Here is a 14,746-nt window from a genome sequence, read left to right as displayed (position 1 = left end):
ATTAGCCTCCCTCTGGCACCAAGCGTTTATTAATTTCATTGAGTAATGCTTCGTCACCATCTAGTAATCTCAAAGCAACCCAGCGTGAAGAGAGATGATTTCCAACAAATTCGCTGACCTTTGGTTCAATTTTCTTGAGTTGTGCTTCAATTTCATCGGGATAGGTCATCTGAGCTGGGTGACATTCAATCGCCCCTGATACAATACGATCAATCGTATCTAGGAGCATAGGAAAGCCCTTTTTGTTCCTAGCTGAAATTTTGATGACAGGAACCCCCAACCGATTAGTCAACAAGCGCTCATTAATGGCAATTCCTTGTTGCTCTGCTACATCAATTAAGTTTATACAAATAAGAACATTCGTTGTCATCTCTAAAACTTGCAAAGCTAGATTAAGATTCCGCTCTAATGATGTAGCATCCAGGACGACAACCGTTACATCCGGTTTTTCAAAAACAATATAATTTCGGGCTACTTCTTCATCTGTTGAATTAGAAAAAAGCGAATAGGTGCCTGGGAGGTCAATGAGTTGAAACGTTTTATCCTTAAACGAAACAGAACCTTGCGCAAGGGAAACGGTTTTCCCTGCCCAATTCCCCGTATGCTGTCTAAGACCAGTTAACGCATTAAACAAGGTACTTTTACCAGTATTCGGGTTTCCAGCCAAGGCAATCCGGTATTCATTCCTCATTGGACACCAGCTCCCCCTCGATTCTTGAACTTTCCTCTTTCCTGAGAGCAATCGTTGTTTGACTGACACGAAAGGCGATTGGGTCTCCTAATGGACTTTTTCGAACGACCTCAACCATCGCACCAGAAACAAATCCTAAATCTAGCAATCTTCTTCTCATCACACCATCTAAATTTAAAGAAGTAATTTTTATGATGTTACCTTTTTGGCCATGTACCAGTTTAATTATTTTAGGTTTATCCATCTCTCTTTCCCCTTTTTCATTTTTTTTACCGCGCGCAACATTTGATTAATTATATGAATAGTTTCTAATTTTGCCACCTTTTAATTAAATAAAAATAGCCGCCTACATGAGGCAGCTAAAAACAGGTCCACTATGATAGAAAAAACGCATCTGCACGTTAGCAAGCAAATGGTACCCTTACATTACTCTGTACCCACTCCATTCTTGGGGCAGGAGCATTTGATATTGCTTTTGTAAAAACCGATCATCAACAAGAACGATTGTTCCATGATCCATTTCCGAACGAATCAATCTTCCTCCCGCCTGTAACACCTTGTTCATTCCCGGATACACATAGGCATAATCATAACCGTTTTTTTTCTTCTTATAAAAATGGTCCTTAATAAGGTTGCGCTCAAAACAAAGCTGAGGTAATCCGACACCTACAACTACAACCCCATTTAAACGATCTCCAATTAAATCTACACCTTCAGAAAAGATCCCGCCAAGGACCGCAAATCCAAGTAATGTTTCTTTTTGGTCGGGTTTAAAGGCCTCCAAGAATGCTTCTCTTTCCGCCTCTGTCATCCCTGAGGTTTGAATAAGTGTATTCGTTTCAACATCTTCTTGTTTAAACTGTTCATAGACAGCAAGTAAATATTGATAGGACGGAAAAAAGATTAAATAATTGCCTGGACGGTTTTTAATCAATGATTGGACCATCGCAACAATTGATTCTCTCGTTCGCTCACGGTCTCGAAAGCGTGTTGATACGGGTTTAATACAGACGTCAATCTGTTCTTTTGAGAAGGGAGATGGAATGGAAAGCAGATAATCATCAATCTCTCCACCAAGGATTTCTTGATAGTAAGGTAACGGCGATAGGGTTGCTGAAAAGTGCACTTTTGCCCGATACCCTTTTCCCATTTGTTTAAGAAGCTTAGAAGGGTCAATACAAAACAGTTTTACCATAATATTGTTTTTATTTTTCTCGCCGTAGATAACATAATGTTCATCAAGCAGCGGAACGATTTTCATGAAATTATTGACCATGAAGTAGGCTTCCAAAAGATTTTGGGATGTTTCTGATTGGAGAACCTGCTCTGCTATCTCTAAAAATTGAACCAGCTGCAGCTTCAATGCTTCATCAAGCTGCTCTATGACAAATTCATTTTTATCGGCATTCGCCTTTTTCAATGAAATAAACGAGGAATTCAACCTACGTGCGGCATCATAAATTGCCTTATTGACTCCTTTAAAATCTTTTTTCAATTGGAGAAACGTGTCTTTATTTAAAGAGGCTGAAAACATCTCCCGGCCGCGGTCAACTAGATTATGTGCCTCATCGACCAATAAGGCTGTAGATTTCTTTTGCTCCTCGAACAAGCGTTTCAACGACACCCGTGGGTCGAAAATATAATTATAGTCGCAAATGATGGAGTCGACAGCATAGGCAAGGTCAAGTGAAAATTCAAACGGACAGACGGTATGCTTTCGTGCATAGGATTCAATCACTTCACGGGTCATACCCTTTTCATTTGTCAAAATATCGAGAATGGCTCCATTTATTCGGTCGTAATATCCATTGGCAAACTCACAATAATCCTTTTGGCAAATCGTTTCCTCCTTGAAACACACCTTATCCTTGGCCGTTATTGTGACCGTGTTCATACATAAACCGCTAGAACGCATTCGGTCGAATGCCTCTTCAGCCGTGGTCCGGGTAATCGTTTTTGCAGTGAGGTAAAAAACGCGATTGAGATGACCTTCTCCCATTGCCTTCACTGCGGGAAAAAGGGTAGAGATGGTTTTGCCGATGCCGGTTGGGGCTTTGGCAAACAGATTTTTTTTATCTAAAATGGTTTTATAAACAGCTCCGGCTAATTTCCGCTGTCCTGTACGGTAGGTTTCAAATGGGAACGTTAACGCTTTGATACTATCATTTCGTTTGTTGAGATGCCCATTTTGCAGTTTTGCATAGGGTGTGTAGCTTTCTAGCACCTCAAAAACAAAGCTCTCCAGTTCCGAAAAGGAGCAGCTCTTTTTAAAATATTTTTTCTCTTCCGTTTCAACATGGACATAGGTCAGTTGGACAAAGATTTCCGGTAAATGATGATCCAACGCATACATATAGGCATACATTTTCGCTTGTGCCCAGTGAACAGGATACCCTTCTCCTTCCTGTTGTTCAAGCGGCTGAGAAAATGACTTAATTTCGTCGACTGTCACCTCGCCATCATGGAACAAAAGACCATCACATCTACCATCAATACTGAAGGTAAGTCCCTCATAAGGGATTTCAGTTCGCAGATAAACTTCCTTTTGATCCCCATCTTGATACGTTTTCTGGATTTTTTGATGAATCCTTGTCCCATCTAGAAGCGGTGATGATGAGCGGAACCGGGTATCAATACTGCCGCTTCGGAACACATGTTCAACGAGGGTTCTGACGGATATATGAAGAGCATCAGACATTAGATCACCAACTTATTTATGAGAATATATGTTTGTATTTTAAGTATAACAGAAAACAAAAAAATAGGCGCTTTTTCCGCACCTATTTCCACGATTACAACCGAATTTGGCCTGTTCCCTTTACAATCGCTTTCGACGTCGTTATCGCCTTTAGACCCATTGGTCCGCGGGCATGAAGCTTTTGCGTGCTAATGCCAATCTCTGCACCATAGCCGAACTGCTCCCCATCGGTAAACCGAGTAGATGCATTATGATATAACACCGCTGCATCAACTGCCTTGAAAAATAATTGAACGTTTTGCGGATTTTCACTTATGATTGCTTCTGAATGCTTTGTCCCATACTGGTCAATATGTTCAATCGCTTCCTTCACGTCGCTGACGAGTTTGACCGCTAAAATTGGCCCTAAAAATTCCGTGTGCCAATCTTCTTCCGCAGCTTGTTCAACAAACGAATATGCCGAGGCTAATTTTTCATCTCCACGCATTTCTATCCCGCGTTCATGTAGTGAATTCAACAGTGCATCCACATATGGCCATTTTTCGTGGATAAGCACCGTTTCCGCGGCATTACAAACAGAAGGCCGATGTAATTTCGCATTAATCGCAATCTCAATCGCCATGTTTTCACTTGCTGTTTCATCAATAAACACATGGCAGTTGCCAACGCCTGTTTCTAAAACAGGAACGGTGGCATTTTGAATCACTGATTGGATTAAACCCGCCCCGCCGCGCGGAATAAGGACATCCAGGTATTGATTCAATTTAAACATTTCAGCCGCTGTTTCGCGGCTAGTATCCTCTAGAAGCTGCACCGCATCCTTTGGAATCGCCGTTCTCGCAAGTGCTTCCCTCATGACGTGCACAAGTGCTTTATTGGAATGGAGCGCCGAAGTGCTCCCTCGTAAAAGAACAGCATTTCCGGCTTTTAAACAAAGACTTCCGGCATCAACCGTTACATTTGGACGTGCTTCGTAGACCATTCCGATGACACCAAGCGGGACCCGAATTGTCTCGATTCGCAACCCATTTGGTCGTTCCCATGCTTCGATGGTTTCACCAATGGGATCTTGCAACACTATTAATTGACGAATTCCATCGACAATCTGGTCAATTCTATCTTCTGTTAACAGGAGCCGATCCAAAAGCGACGGTGAAAATCCTTTTTCTTTTCCAACTGCTATATCTTTGGCATTTTCACCTATAATCCAATCCTTCTCAGTCAGTAGCTGGTCCGCCATCATCGATATCGCATCGTTTTTTTCTTCAGCCGACAGCATCGCTAATTGTTTCGCGGCTTTTTTTAATTTGCTTGCTTTTTCTAGTAATTCACTCATCCTTCATTCACTCCTTTGGCATGGTGACCCAGTTATCACGATGAATCACTTCCGCTTTTTTGTTGATGGAATACCCCTTTGATTGTTCCCCCGGCAAACCTTTTACGGTTAATAAATCCTTAGAGGAATAAAAAATTTGCCCTTTTCCGACTATTTTTCCTTTTTTGTTCCGGACGACCACCACATCTAACGCATTAAACTCACCAATAACCTTTGTAACCCCAACAGGCAGTAAACTTTTCCCCTGAAACACAATTGCCTTTTCCGCTCCGTCATCGATTTCAATCACGCCGCCGACCTGTGAGTGATAGGCAATCCACTGCTTTCTCATTTGCATTTGCGTTTGGAAGGGGCCGCCAATATACGTCCCATCCCCTTTTCCTGCCAAAATATCGACCAGTTTTTCTTTGCCAGTTCCGGTACCAACAAAGACGCTGACACCGAGAGATAATGCCTTTTTCGCCGCCAGCAGCTTTGACTTCATTCCACCCGTGCCAACGGAAGAACCGCTTTCCCCCGCTACATCCAGCAATTTTTCGGAAACCTCTGGGATAAAATGATACTTTTTTGCCCCAATCGATGCTTTCGGATTTCCGTCATAAAGACCGTTAATATCCGTTAGAATGATGAGCGCATTAGCATGTAAAAACCCACTGACAAGTGCTGACAACAAATCATTGTCGCCAAAGGTCAATTCCTCAATTGCTACCGAATCATTTTCATTAATAATTGGCAGGACACCTTTTTGAAGGAGCTCATGAATCGTATTAAATAGATTATGAAAACGGACCTGACTATAAAAATCTTCACGGGTCAATAATATTTGCGCTGGCATCATATCAAACTGTTTAAATAACTGTATATAATTTTGCATCAGCAGCCCTTGCCCAACAGCCGCGGCCGCCTGTTTCCCCGCCGTACTTTTTGGCCGTGCTGGATATCCAAGTGGCCCAAATCCTGCCGCAACAGCTCCGGATGAAATCAGAATAACCTCATGTCCCTGCTCTTTTAAAAAAGCAAGTGCTTCCACATGGTCACGAATTTTCTCTTCAGATATTACCCCAGATGCATTTGTCAGCGAGCTGCTTCCAATTTTCACAACCACCAGCTGTTTTTTCATATCATTCGAACCCTTCCTTTTGTAAAATAAAAAAAACGACTCTTCTGTCCTAAAAAAGGACGGAAAGTCGTTTCCGCGGTACCACCTTTATTGATGCCATGCACCCACTTTATACCCATAACGCAGGCGGACGGCTTATGTTTGCATAAGCAGCGTGTGAGGGCAGGTTCAACCTTTTTTCCATGAGAAACCTTCCAGCCGACGGGTTTCACTCTCTATCACATTCCAAAGGTTTACTAATCCCATACTGTTTTTCTATTTCAATTTATTTGATTATCCGCAGAAAACGGCAAATTGTCAAGCTAGTTTTTTGAAAATTTTAATTTAAACAAAAAGGAACTTAACCGGGAAAACCCGATTAGTTCCTTTTTGTTTTTTAGCCCATTCCAGATCTTCTAACTTCACATGGGACATTAGAGGTAGCTTCCACATGTGCTCTCCATGCCGGAAATATTAAAATAGCTTTTCCGGCAAATAACGAACCATTTCTTAATCTAGCTTCTTATACCATTCCGCTGCGGCTTCGACCTCTGCAAATGTTAGTTGATGTCCGTTGTGCTCCCAGTGAAGATGGACATTCGCCCCGGCATTTGCCAGCATTTGTTCGAGATCACCGGATTCCAAGGGAGAACAAATCGGATCATTTGTTCCCGCTCCAATAAATATTGATTTAGCCGATAAATCCGGTAATTCAATCCCTCTTAAAGGGACCATTGGATGATGAAGAATAGCCCCTTTTAAAGCATCTTGATAATGGAACAATAAGCTTGCGGCAATATTTGCACCATTCGAATATCCGATCGCGATGACGTTTTTTCGATTAAATCCATATTTTTGTGATGCCTCGTCAACGAATTCAAATAATTCTCTTGTCCGAAACACAAGATCCTCTTCATCAAAAATGCCTTCAGCTAATCTCCGAAAAAAACGCGGCATTCCATTTTCTAGTACATTGCCGCGGACACTAAGAAAGGATGCATCCTCATCAATTTTTCCAGCCAATGGCACTAAATCTAGCTCTGTACCACCCGTCCCATGCAGCAACAGAAAAGTTGGCTTACTAGTGTCTTTCCCTTTTTGAAAAATATGTTTCATTGTCCTTCCCCTTCCACAGTCAATAAATTTCCTTAGCACTATTGTTTGAAACATGGTCCCAAACTAATCAACCAAAAGATACTAATTTTAATCCATATATCTCGAGTTCGAGATAATATTAAACTGAAATAGGTTCTGCGTCAACTTTTTAGACCCGATAATCCCCATTAATAAACAAACAGCATCACAATGGATGCTGTTGAGGACTGCCTACGTCAATACCACTTTCAGGAAAATTCCCAATGTAATTCCAAGAAACATTGATGTAAGTGTCCCCAGTAGAAAATATTCCGCCCAGTCCCTGTCATCCATTTGTTTAAACCGTGCAATTGATTTAGCAGCGACAATAAACCCGATGGCTGGAAAGGCACTATAAAAGGTAAGCAATAAAACTAGTAATCTTTCAATATAGCCGATTAATTTGCCACGGGAAAGATCATGCTTGCTAAAAATTGTATAATTAAATTCCTCGGTTAGTCCCTTTTCACCTAAATTTGTAAAATGCGCTTCCTTCCGTTCATTTTTAAAAGCATATTTCCCTTCAAAGGTTAAAAGTTGGTTCGGCAATGAACCTAATAGGATTTTAATGATATGACCGCTGACACTCGTTGCTAAGATGACAATAATTATGATAAATAGAATAGAATTAAAAAGACCTAATTTCACACCTTCATGAAAAAACCCTTCAATTTTCGTTACGTTAAAATGAAAAAATAGCATACATGTTAAAATAATTATTCCTAGATGAAGGATTTGATCCAAAACAAAAAAACTAAGCCGCTTCATGTTTTCCTCGTTAGTAATTTTTATTGTATTAAGCAGCTTAATCTTTATAATGTCGATGATGAGATGTGTGACCATGATAAACGCTAAGGGAAAAACCAGATTTTTAAAGATATTTGCAAAACCGAAATGGAAAATCCAGAAACTTGTAAGGACGAGGGTAGTGGTGAAAAAGTGGTGTAGCAAATGCTTCCGCAAATTCTTTCGTTTTTCCTTTACCATGACATCTGTTTGTAAATAAAAATCAGCAATTAAGTGGGCAAGAATTAGACTAAATAATAACATGAATTCTCCTCTCTCTATTATGGGTCTTAGGCATTAAAGTAAGGCATGTATGCCATCCTTCAAGTGAGTACGGATACTTTCAGTGAGTTTTTCATTGGTATCTTGTGGGTTACTTGCACTTTCTAGGTAAGACTTTGCCTCTAGTGAATGAAGTATACTTTTAATTTCAGAAAAAGTATCTAGGATTTCTTTACTATTTCCTTTATTAATGTGACTTGATATCGTTGGGGCCGTCCTGCCAAGCAGCTTCCCAATCGCTTTTTGCTGATTCAATAAAAGGTAGAGCGTACAGACAAGCTCCTGAATATCCGTTTGATTCCAGATAAATTTCTGTTGCAACGTTAATAATGTATTAATTAGTTTCTCGAATTCATTTCTAAAATGATTATATGGTAAAGTATTTATTAGATCACTTGGGTAAAATTGGTCAAGCTCAAACTTAAATTGGGGCCTGTTATGTTCTTGTTTTAGTAAATCATTTGCGTATCTGGCTTGTTTGACCAAAGGATGGATCCATTTTTCAATATCAACATCCTTAATTTCTTTATCAATATCACCAAAGGCCAAGCCAAAATATGGTCTATGGTCTTTGTATTTCCATACCCTGCTGACAAAGAATGCAATGGTATAGGCGGTTGAATAGCCTGAACCAACAAAAATAATTTCATCGCCTGAACGATGCTTTATTTGGATATGTCCACTGTTCTTTGTCCAACTTGTAATCCAGCCGACCAACTCATCCAAATAATTCGTTAGTTCTTCCCCCATTTTTTCCGATGAGGAATTACTCACATCAAGAATAAAAATCGATATTGGATAATTCATTATATCCCCTTCACTTCGAATTAGTTAGATTATATAATCTAACTTTAAACAAATTAGGCTATTATGTCAAACTCCACATAAATTTGTTTGTTTAGTGAAATTATAGTTCGTAAACCTCATTGTAGATGTAAAGACTTCCCCCAAAATTACTCGCCTGCCAGGAACTGTCCTAAAAAATATTCACAAACCTTTGCCGAATCCAGCCTTGCAGCAATATATGGCGGCTGGACTCCTTTTGCCCCCTCTAGAGGTAAGCCTAACCATAAAATCCGCTCGTCAATGATAATAAACGGAAACGACAAGCTCGCACCTACCATTTGATTAGCTTGAAGCCCCGCCCATTCTTCTTCAGAAAAAACCATTAATTTTACACCTTTCTCCCTAAATCTCAGCTTTTCCTGCCATTTCTCCGACAGATTTGATTGTTCAGGTAAAGAGATAACAATCGATGATCTGGCCGCCTCAATATCCAAGAATACGTTCTCTAATTTAAGTGCATGCATCCATTGTAATCTTGGGTGCTGATTCCTAATCCAATTTCCAATTTCTCCAGTCCCAACCGTTTGCAGATTTCTCTCTTGATGTTCCACGAGCTGTTGAAGTGTTTTTCCAATATAGATATGCTTCCGGATAAAGGAGCGATTACTTACATGAATGAACTTCCCTTTTGTTCTTGTAATGGCCACATTGATCAATCGTTCACTATCCTTGCCGGTAAGAAGCATCCCTGCCCGGGTTTGCGGCTCACTGTCAACGGTGTCAAAAATCATCACATCGCGCTCACTGCCCTGGAATCTGTGCACGGTCGCGGCAATAATATCGGCTGTTAGGCGCTCTTTTTCATATAAGTCTTCAATTAACAGCTCCATCAAATTGGCTTGAGCACGATAGGGTGTTACATAGCCAATCGACATCGAACCTCCCAAATATGATTCATGAATTAATTGAAACGACAACAACACCTGCCAGATATTCATTCGAGAATTTGATGTCCGTTCACTCATACAATGTGCACCTGTAAAGCTTGTATCTACCAGAATAGCCGCCCGACCGGCAAACGGTGCCTTTTCCACAATTCCCTTTCTATTCTTCAAGACACTTTCATGATCACCAACAAGCGAATGATAGATGTATTGATTGGTGAAGGCCGATATATCCGGGTGCATCCTTCGCTGTTCTTTTAATAAAAAAAGATGTGGGTGAAGCCTGCCGTTTTTTATCCAATCAACCACACCGGCCCGGTGAAAAATGTCCTCTTTTAGCCACAATGTCACTAAGGGATCCCTTGAGGAGGCAATCGGCGGCAATTGTTTAAAATCTCCGCAAATAATGACGCGTTTCGCAAGCGTTGCAGCAAATGCAGCCTGCGGAACATAAGCCATACTTGCTTCGTCAAGGATCACCACATCAAATTCCTTTTCATAAATCGCGGGATCGCTCGCTGCTTTTGCCAGCGTTGTCCCAACGACAAACGCATCCTTCACAAACTGGATTTCCTTCTGGCGAATTTTATCAAGCACTTTTAAAATCTTCGTTTCAAGCTCTAACAAATGATTCGTGTCCCGTTTGCTAAAAGAACGAGCTAAATCCTGCTTTAATTTCCGTCTTTCTGCAATTAACATCTCCTTGTTTTCAGCAAGATGAGGATCCTGTTTCTGAAGTAGTTGACTTGTTGTAAGGGCCTCGTTATTGGCTAGCAGTTCCCCTGAATGAAAACCATAGCGGAGAACATCCCCTTCACAGTAACGTTCTTTCTTTTTAATAAAGGTAGAAATTTCACTAATTAGGACATCGACTGCTTGGTTGCTGTGTGACAGAATCAGCACCCGCTTTTCTTGAAAATATTTATTTGCGGCTGTCCGGGCCAATGTATAGGTCTTCCCTGTCCCAGGCGGCCCCCACACAAAGGTCACAGGATTGTATTTTGATCGTAAAACCAACTCATGAACAGTGCTTTTACTTTTTTCAATCGGATGCTTGGCTGGCATTGATGGATCCATCAATCGCTTCACTCGTAACCGTTTTTGTTTATTTTTCTTGATATCATCAAGTCGTTGAATTAGTTGTTCAAGCAGTTCCCAAGGGTCGTGAAAAAGGTAAGCCTTTGGAATTAGGTCTCCGAATGATTGTTCTAGGGCCAGTATGACTCCTCTCCCTTCCGAAGAAAGAATACGCCCACTTTGTTTCATATTTCCCCATTCAAGTCTAATGGTGGAACCGACTGGTACCCGTAATGAACCAGTGGTATCAAAATAATAGGTATAAGAACCATCATTTGATAGCAGCCTACCGTTAGAAACAAGGAATTTATTGCTGCCAAATTTTTTTAAATGGAAAATTTCATTTTGCAATGCCTGCTGCCATTCTTTAATATAAGTAATTGTAGGTGTCATAAATCTCTTCCTTTAACATAAGAAAAGCCCAACCCAGATGGGATTGAACTTGTTTGCGATGGAATTACTATAGCATGTATTTTATTGCTCTATCAAATTAATAACAGGATAAATAAAAAAAGCATTCGTGCAGCGAATGCTTTTTTATTATTAAATCGACACGTCTCCAATAGAGAAGGAGCAGTTCAAAACATCAGAAATTTTCGCAAGAGTTGATACTTGTACATCAAGCTCGCCTTCCTCAATTGCGAAGATGGTCGCTGTATTTAGACCTGATAATATAGCCAGCTTTTCTATTTCAATTTCACGGTTTAATCTCATTTTCTTTAGTTGATGTCCAATATTATTCATTCTAACACCCCTCAGTTATGTAAGCGATTACATTTTGTACTTATAATTATAGTGAAATATCTAAAAATTTTCAATACTTTTTTAGACATAGAGGAAAAAGAAATTTGAGTATTTCAGCATTTCTGAAATACCCAAATTTCTAATTGAACAATTCAACTTAATTTCTTTAATAACCAGTACCTTGCCCGCCAGTAATAATCGCAATACTTGAGCTGGCACCAATTCTTGTTGCACCGGCTTGAATAAGCTTTCTAGCGGTATCTAAATCTCTTACACACGCAGATGCTTTAACGCCCATGTCAGGACCTACTGCTTCTCGCATTAATTTGATGTCTTCCGCTGTTGCACAGCCAGGGCCAAACCCTGTGGAAGTTTTGACAAAATCAGCACCAGCCATTTTTGCCAGAATACAAGCCTTTTTCTTCTCTTCAATCTCAAGAAGACCCGTTTCGATGATGACTTTTACAGGTGCATGTCCTTTGGCCGCTAAAACGACACCTTCAATGTCCTTTTTAACAGTTTCAAAGTCGCCGGATTTCAGAGCACCTACGTTGATGACCATATCGATCTCAGTCGCACCATTTGCGATGGCATCACGTGTTTCGGCAATTTTTACAAATGTGCTGGTTGCCCCTAATGGGAAGCCGACAACCGTAGTAATACCAACACCAGAACCTTTAAGTTCTTTAGCGGCTGTAGAAACCCAATAAGGATTCACACAAACTGTCGCAAATTTATGTTCACTTGCTTCTGCACAAAGCTTAACAATTTGCTCTTTCGATGCCTCTGGCTTTAAAAGAGTATGATCAATCATTCGCGCGACAGAAGGACCTGTAATAATAGTTGATGCAGAACCTTCTTTATAGGTTACGTTTCCAGAAGCAGCAGGCGTAACTTCCTTCAACTCTTGTTTATTAGTTAATTGCTGCATAATTTGATTCGTAATTTGTTCAACCAATGCTTCAATTTGCACCCTTGTTCACCTCACATTAATATAGTCGATCAACGATTCCGGCAATGACCGCATCAAAAGAGCCCTTTGGGTCTTCTAAGATCTCCCTTGCCGATCCACCTTCTTCTAGAATTAGCACATAATCGCCAACCCCTGCTTGAAAGCGATCAAAGGCAATCATAGCGTCACCGCATTTCTTACCTTTCGCATCAACTGGGACCACAATCATGAGCTTTTTATTTTGATGGCTTGGTGTCTTCACCGTTGATACGACATTTCCAACGACTTTTGCTAGTTTCATTATTTTACTTGTGGTAGAATTTTTTCGATATCTGAGTGTGGTCTTGGAATGACATGGACAGATAAAAATTCACCCACACGCTGAGCTGCATCGGCACCTGCTTCTGTTGCTGCTTTCACTGCGCCAACATCACCGCGGACGAGAACACAAACTAATCCGCCGCCTACATTCACCTTACCAACTAATGTAACGTTTGCTGCTTTTGTCATCGCGTCTGCTGCTTCAATAGCCCCTACTAAACCTTTTGTTTCGATCATTCCTAATGCGTTGCTCATTTATTTTTCCTCCATTCGATTAATAACATTATAATAGTCAATAATTCCCAAGATCCCAGCATCCGATGGAACCAAATCTTTTTTAAGTGGTAAGGAAGACTCCTTGCTTTTTGCTAAGTAAACAAGTTCTCCTTCCCCTGACTGTCCAATCGTATCTATAGCCACAAGTGGTTTACCTTTATCCCGCAACTCTTCATCCACAGGCTGGACAATCAGAAGCTTTAAACCTTTTAAATTGTCATCTTTATGAGTACAGACGATATTTCCAATCACTTTGGCTACAAACATGTTTAAAACCTGCTTTCAATCGTCCTAGTAAGCGAACCTGCCTTCAAGGGTTAGCGCCCGATAAAACGGCTCTCAATTTCCATGATTTTCGTGACACGGCGATCATGACGGCCGCCGGCGAAATCTGTTTCAAGCCATGTTTTTACTAATTGCTTGGCAAGGCCTTCACCAATAAATTGCCCGCCGATCGATAACACGTTGGCGTTATTATGTTCTTTACTATTAATAACGGATGATAAATCCCAACAGACAGCACCACGGACACCTGGTATTTTATTTAATACCATGCCGCTGCCAACGCCGACACCATCGATCATGATTCCAACATAATCACTATTCGTGGCGACTGTTTCACCGACAAGAAAGGCAATATCCGGGTAGTCTACTGATTCACCCGCCTTGCAGCCAAAATCAAGATATTCATAGCCTAATTCAGTTAAATAGGCCTTTAACTTTTCTTTTAGTTCGTACCCACCATGGTCGCTACCTATCGCAACTTTTTTCATGAATTTTGTTCTCCTTTGGCAAATACATTGATAATTCCATCAAAAGAATGGGCTTGCAGGCTTGCCCCGCCAACAAGCACCCCATCGATATCCGGCATGGCTCTGTATTCAGCTGCGTTGCTTTCGTTCGCAGACCCACCATATAAAATCGAGATACTTTCCGCTTTTTGACCCACTATTTGTTTTAAGACAGACCGGATATAGGAGTGTGTTTCCTGGGCTAATTCAGCCGTTGCTGATTGCCCTGTCCCAATCGCCCAAACGGGTTCGTAAGCAAGAATAAAATCGCCCGAGTCAATATCCTTCAATGCACCAAATAGTTGTTTCGTTAACACCTGCTCGGTCTTCTGTGCATTTTTTTGTTCTAACGTTTCACCGATGCAAATGATGGGAGTGAGCCCGGCCTTCAGCGACTGAGCCACCTTCATGTTCACCAATTGATCATTTTCACCCGAGTATTGTCTGCGTTCGGAATGACCAATGATGACGTATTCACAGCCGACATCCTGCAGCATGCTTATCGATGTTTCGCCAGTATAAGCCCCCTTGTCAGCCCAATGAACGTTCTGGGCACCTAATCCAACTGGCTTTCCTGATTGCTTGATAAAAAGATGGGCTGGATATAGGAGCTGTGTTGGCGGACAAACGACCACTGACACATTATTACTGCTGTTTATTTTTTGAAGAAACTCAGCGGTTTCGGCTAACGTTTTGTTCATTTTCCAATTGGCAATCACATATATTCTGCGCTCGCTTTGCAGCTGCAGTTGTCCTAGTGTATGGCCGATTGTCTCTCTGACAAGATTTTTGATATAGCTTTCAATGGATTGTTCCATTTTCATGCACC

Annotated in this window: 16 protein-coding genes and 1 other annotated feature; all 16 genes read right to left on the bottom strand. The window is 40.9% G+C overall.

Annotation, left to right across the window (positions count from 1 at the left end; all coding sequences use genetic code 11):
• Position 1 precedes the first annotated feature (1 nt).
• The gene (locus tag BSO02S_RS03520; protein ID WP_066062505.1) at positions 2-691 is read right to left on the bottom strand and encodes a FeoB small GTPase domain-containing protein; all 690 of its coding nucleotides are present in this window, start codon (positions 689-691) and stop codon (positions 2-4) included.
• Positions 681-935 (bottom strand): FeoA family protein, encoded by a 255-nt coding sequence (locus tag BSO02S_RS03515; protein ID WP_066062502.1) that lies wholly within the window; start codon positions 933-935, stop codon positions 681-683. Before BSO02S_RS03515 ends, BSO02S_RS03520 begins: the two co-directional genes overlap by 11 nt.
• A gap of 177 nt (positions 936-1,112) precedes the next feature.
• On the bottom strand, positions 1,113-3,389 hold the full coding sequence (locus tag BSO02S_RS03510) for an ATP-dependent DNA helicase (protein ID WP_066062498.1): 2,277 nt from the start codon (positions 3,387-3,389) through the stop codon (positions 1,113-1,115).
• Positions 3,390-3,483: 94 nt separating this feature from the next.
• The gene (locus BSO02S_RS03505; RefSeq protein ID WP_066062495.1) at positions 3,484-4,725 is read right to left on the bottom strand and encodes a glutamate-5-semialdehyde dehydrogenase; all 1,242 of its coding nucleotides are present in this window, start codon (positions 4,723-4,725) and stop codon (positions 3,484-3,486) included.
• Positions 4,726-4,732: 7 nt separating this feature from the next.
• Positions 4,733-5,845: a glutamate 5-kinase gene (gene proB, locus BSO02S_RS03500; protein WP_066062492.1), complete on the bottom strand. Its 1,113-nt coding sequence runs from the start codon at positions 5,843-5,845 to the stop codon at positions 4,733-4,735.
• 52 nt (positions 5,846-5,897) lie between these two features.
• Positions 5,898-6,099 (bottom strand) — a binding site (T-box leader).
• A 235-nt stretch (positions 6,100-6,334) separates the two neighbouring features.
• Complete coding sequence (locus BSO02S_RS03490; RefSeq protein WP_066062486.1) at positions 6,335-6,940, bottom strand: alpha/beta hydrolase; 606 nt, start codon at positions 6,938-6,940, stop codon at positions 6,335-6,337.
• A 210-nt stretch (positions 6,941-7,150) separates the two neighbouring features.
• Positions 7,151-8,008: a DUF3307 domain-containing protein gene (locus tag BSO02S_RS03485; RefSeq protein ID WP_066062483.1), complete on the bottom strand. Its 858-nt coding sequence runs from the start codon at positions 8,006-8,008 to the stop codon at positions 7,151-7,153.
• Between the two features lie 33 nt (positions 8,009-8,041).
• Positions 8,042-8,833: a hypothetical protein gene (locus BSO02S_RS03480; protein ID WP_066062480.1), complete on the bottom strand. Its 792-nt coding sequence runs from the start codon at positions 8,831-8,833 to the stop codon at positions 8,042-8,044.
• A gap of 146 nt (positions 8,834-8,979) precedes the next feature.
• The gene (locus BSO02S_RS03475) at positions 8,980-11,226 is read right to left on the bottom strand and encodes an AAA domain-containing protein (protein ID WP_066062477.1); all 2,247 of its coding nucleotides are present in this window, start codon (positions 11,224-11,226) and stop codon (positions 8,980-8,982) included.
• 150 nt (positions 11,227-11,376) lie between these two features.
• Positions 11,377-11,577 (bottom strand): helix-turn-helix domain-containing protein, encoded by a 201-nt coding sequence (locus BSO02S_RS03470; RefSeq protein WP_066062473.1) that lies wholly within the window; start codon positions 11,575-11,577, stop codon positions 11,377-11,379.
• 166 nt (positions 11,578-11,743) lie between these two features.
• Complete coding sequence (deoC, locus tag BSO02S_RS03465) at positions 11,744-12,391, bottom strand: deoxyribose-phosphate aldolase (RefSeq protein ID WP_066062799.1); 648 nt, start codon at positions 12,389-12,391, stop codon at positions 11,744-11,746.
• Between the two features lie 175 nt (positions 12,392-12,566).
• Complete coding sequence (locus tag BSO02S_RS03460) at positions 12,567-12,830, bottom strand: EutN/CcmL family microcompartment protein (protein ID WP_066062470.1); 264 nt, start codon at positions 12,828-12,830, stop codon at positions 12,567-12,569.
• Entirely contained in the window at positions 12,830-13,105 is a 276-nt protein-coding gene (locus BSO02S_RS03455) for a BMC domain-containing protein (RefSeq protein ID WP_066062465.1), read from the bottom strand. The genes BSO02S_RS03460 and BSO02S_RS03455 overlap by 1 nt, the downstream gene beginning before the upstream one ends.
• Positions 13,106-13,393: a EutN/CcmL family microcompartment protein gene (locus tag BSO02S_RS03450; protein ID WP_066062463.1), complete on the bottom strand. Its 288-nt coding sequence runs from the start codon at positions 13,391-13,393 to the stop codon at positions 13,106-13,108.
• 50 nt (positions 13,394-13,443) lie between these two features.
• Positions 13,444-13,899 carry an RpiB/LacA/LacB family sugar-phosphate isomerase gene (locus BSO02S_RS03445; protein WP_066062458.1) on the bottom strand — a complete coding sequence of 152 codons (456 nt, stop codon included), beginning with the start codon at positions 13,897-13,899 and terminating at the stop codon, positions 13,444-13,446.
• On the bottom strand, positions 13,896-14,735 hold the full coding sequence (tpiA, locus tag BSO02S_RS03440; RefSeq protein ID WP_084374872.1) for a triose-phosphate isomerase: 840 nt from the start codon (positions 14,733-14,735) through the stop codon (positions 13,896-13,898). Before tpiA ends, BSO02S_RS03445 begins: the two co-directional genes overlap by 4 nt.
• Between the last annotated feature and the right edge of the window lie 11 nt (positions 14,736-14,746).

It is taken from the genome of Neobacillus soli NBRC 102451, assembly GCF_001591665.1.
Taxonomy (GTDB): Bacteria; Bacillota; Bacilli; order Bacillales; family Cytobacillaceae; genus Neobacillus; species Neobacillus soli.
This window is presented reverse-complemented; position numbering and strand designations above follow the sequence as displayed.

What these genes read in the sequence shown, in the direction of transcription:
- BSO02S_RS03520 (WP_066062505.1), bottom strand. Translation starts at nt 691, where the DNA reads ATGAGGAATGAATACCGGATTGCCTTGGCTGGAAACCCGAATACTGGT.
- BSO02S_RS03515 (WP_066062502.1), bottom strand. Translation starts at nt 935, where the DNA reads ATGGATAAACCTAAAATAATTAAACTGGTACATGGCCAAAAAGGTAAC.
- BSO02S_RS03510 (WP_066062498.1), bottom strand. Translation starts at nt 3,389, where the DNA reads ATGTCTGATGCTCTTCATATATCCGTCAGAACCCTCGTTGAACATGTG.
- BSO02S_RS03505 (WP_066062495.1), bottom strand. Translation starts at nt 4,725, where the DNA reads ATGAGTGAATTACTAGAAAAAGCAAGCAAATTAAAAAAAGCCGCGAAA.
- proB (WP_066062492.1), bottom strand. Translation starts at nt 5,845, where the DNA reads ATGAAAAAACAGCTGGTGGTTGTGAAAATTGGAAGCAGCTCGCTGACA.
- BSO02S_RS03490 (WP_066062486.1), bottom strand. Translation starts at nt 6,940, where the DNA reads ATGAAACATATTTTTCAAAAAGGGAAAGACACTAGTAAGCCAACTTTT.
- BSO02S_RS03485 (WP_066062483.1), bottom strand. Translation starts at nt 8,008, where the DNA reads ATGTTATTATTTAGTCTAATTCTTGCCCACTTAATTGCTGATTTTTAT.
- BSO02S_RS03480 (WP_066062480.1), bottom strand. Translation starts at nt 8,833, where the DNA reads ATGAATTATCCAATATCGATTTTTATTCTTGATGTGAGTAATTCCTCA.
- BSO02S_RS03475 (WP_066062477.1), bottom strand. Translation starts at nt 11,226, where the DNA reads ATGACACCTACAATTACTTATATTAAAGAATGGCAGCAGGCATTGCAA.
- BSO02S_RS03470 (WP_066062473.1), bottom strand. Translation starts at nt 11,577, where the DNA reads ATGAATAATATTGGACATCAACTAAAGAAAATGAGATTAAACCGTGAA.
- deoC (WP_066062799.1), bottom strand. Translation starts at nt 12,391, where the DNA reads ATGATTGATCATACTCTTTTAAAGCCAGAGGCATCGAAAGAGCAAATT.
- BSO02S_RS03460 (WP_066062470.1), bottom strand. Translation starts at nt 12,830, where the DNA reads ATGAAACTAGCAAAAGTCGTTGGAAATGTCGTATCAACGGTGAAGACA.
- BSO02S_RS03455 (WP_066062465.1), bottom strand. Translation starts at nt 13,105, where the DNA reads ATGAGCAACGCATTAGGAATGATCGAAACAAAAGGTTTAGTAGGGGCT.
- BSO02S_RS03450 (WP_066062463.1), bottom strand. Translation starts at nt 13,393, where the DNA reads ATGTTTGTAGCCAAAGTGATTGGAAATATCGTCTGTACTCATAAAGAT.
- BSO02S_RS03445 (WP_066062458.1), bottom strand. Translation starts at nt 13,899, where the DNA reads ATGAAAAAAGTTGCGATAGGTAGCGACCATGGTGGGTACGAACTAAAA.
- tpiA (WP_084374872.1), bottom strand. Translation starts at nt 14,735, where the DNA reads ATGGAACAATCCATTGAAAGCTATATCAAAAATCTTGTCAGAGAGACA.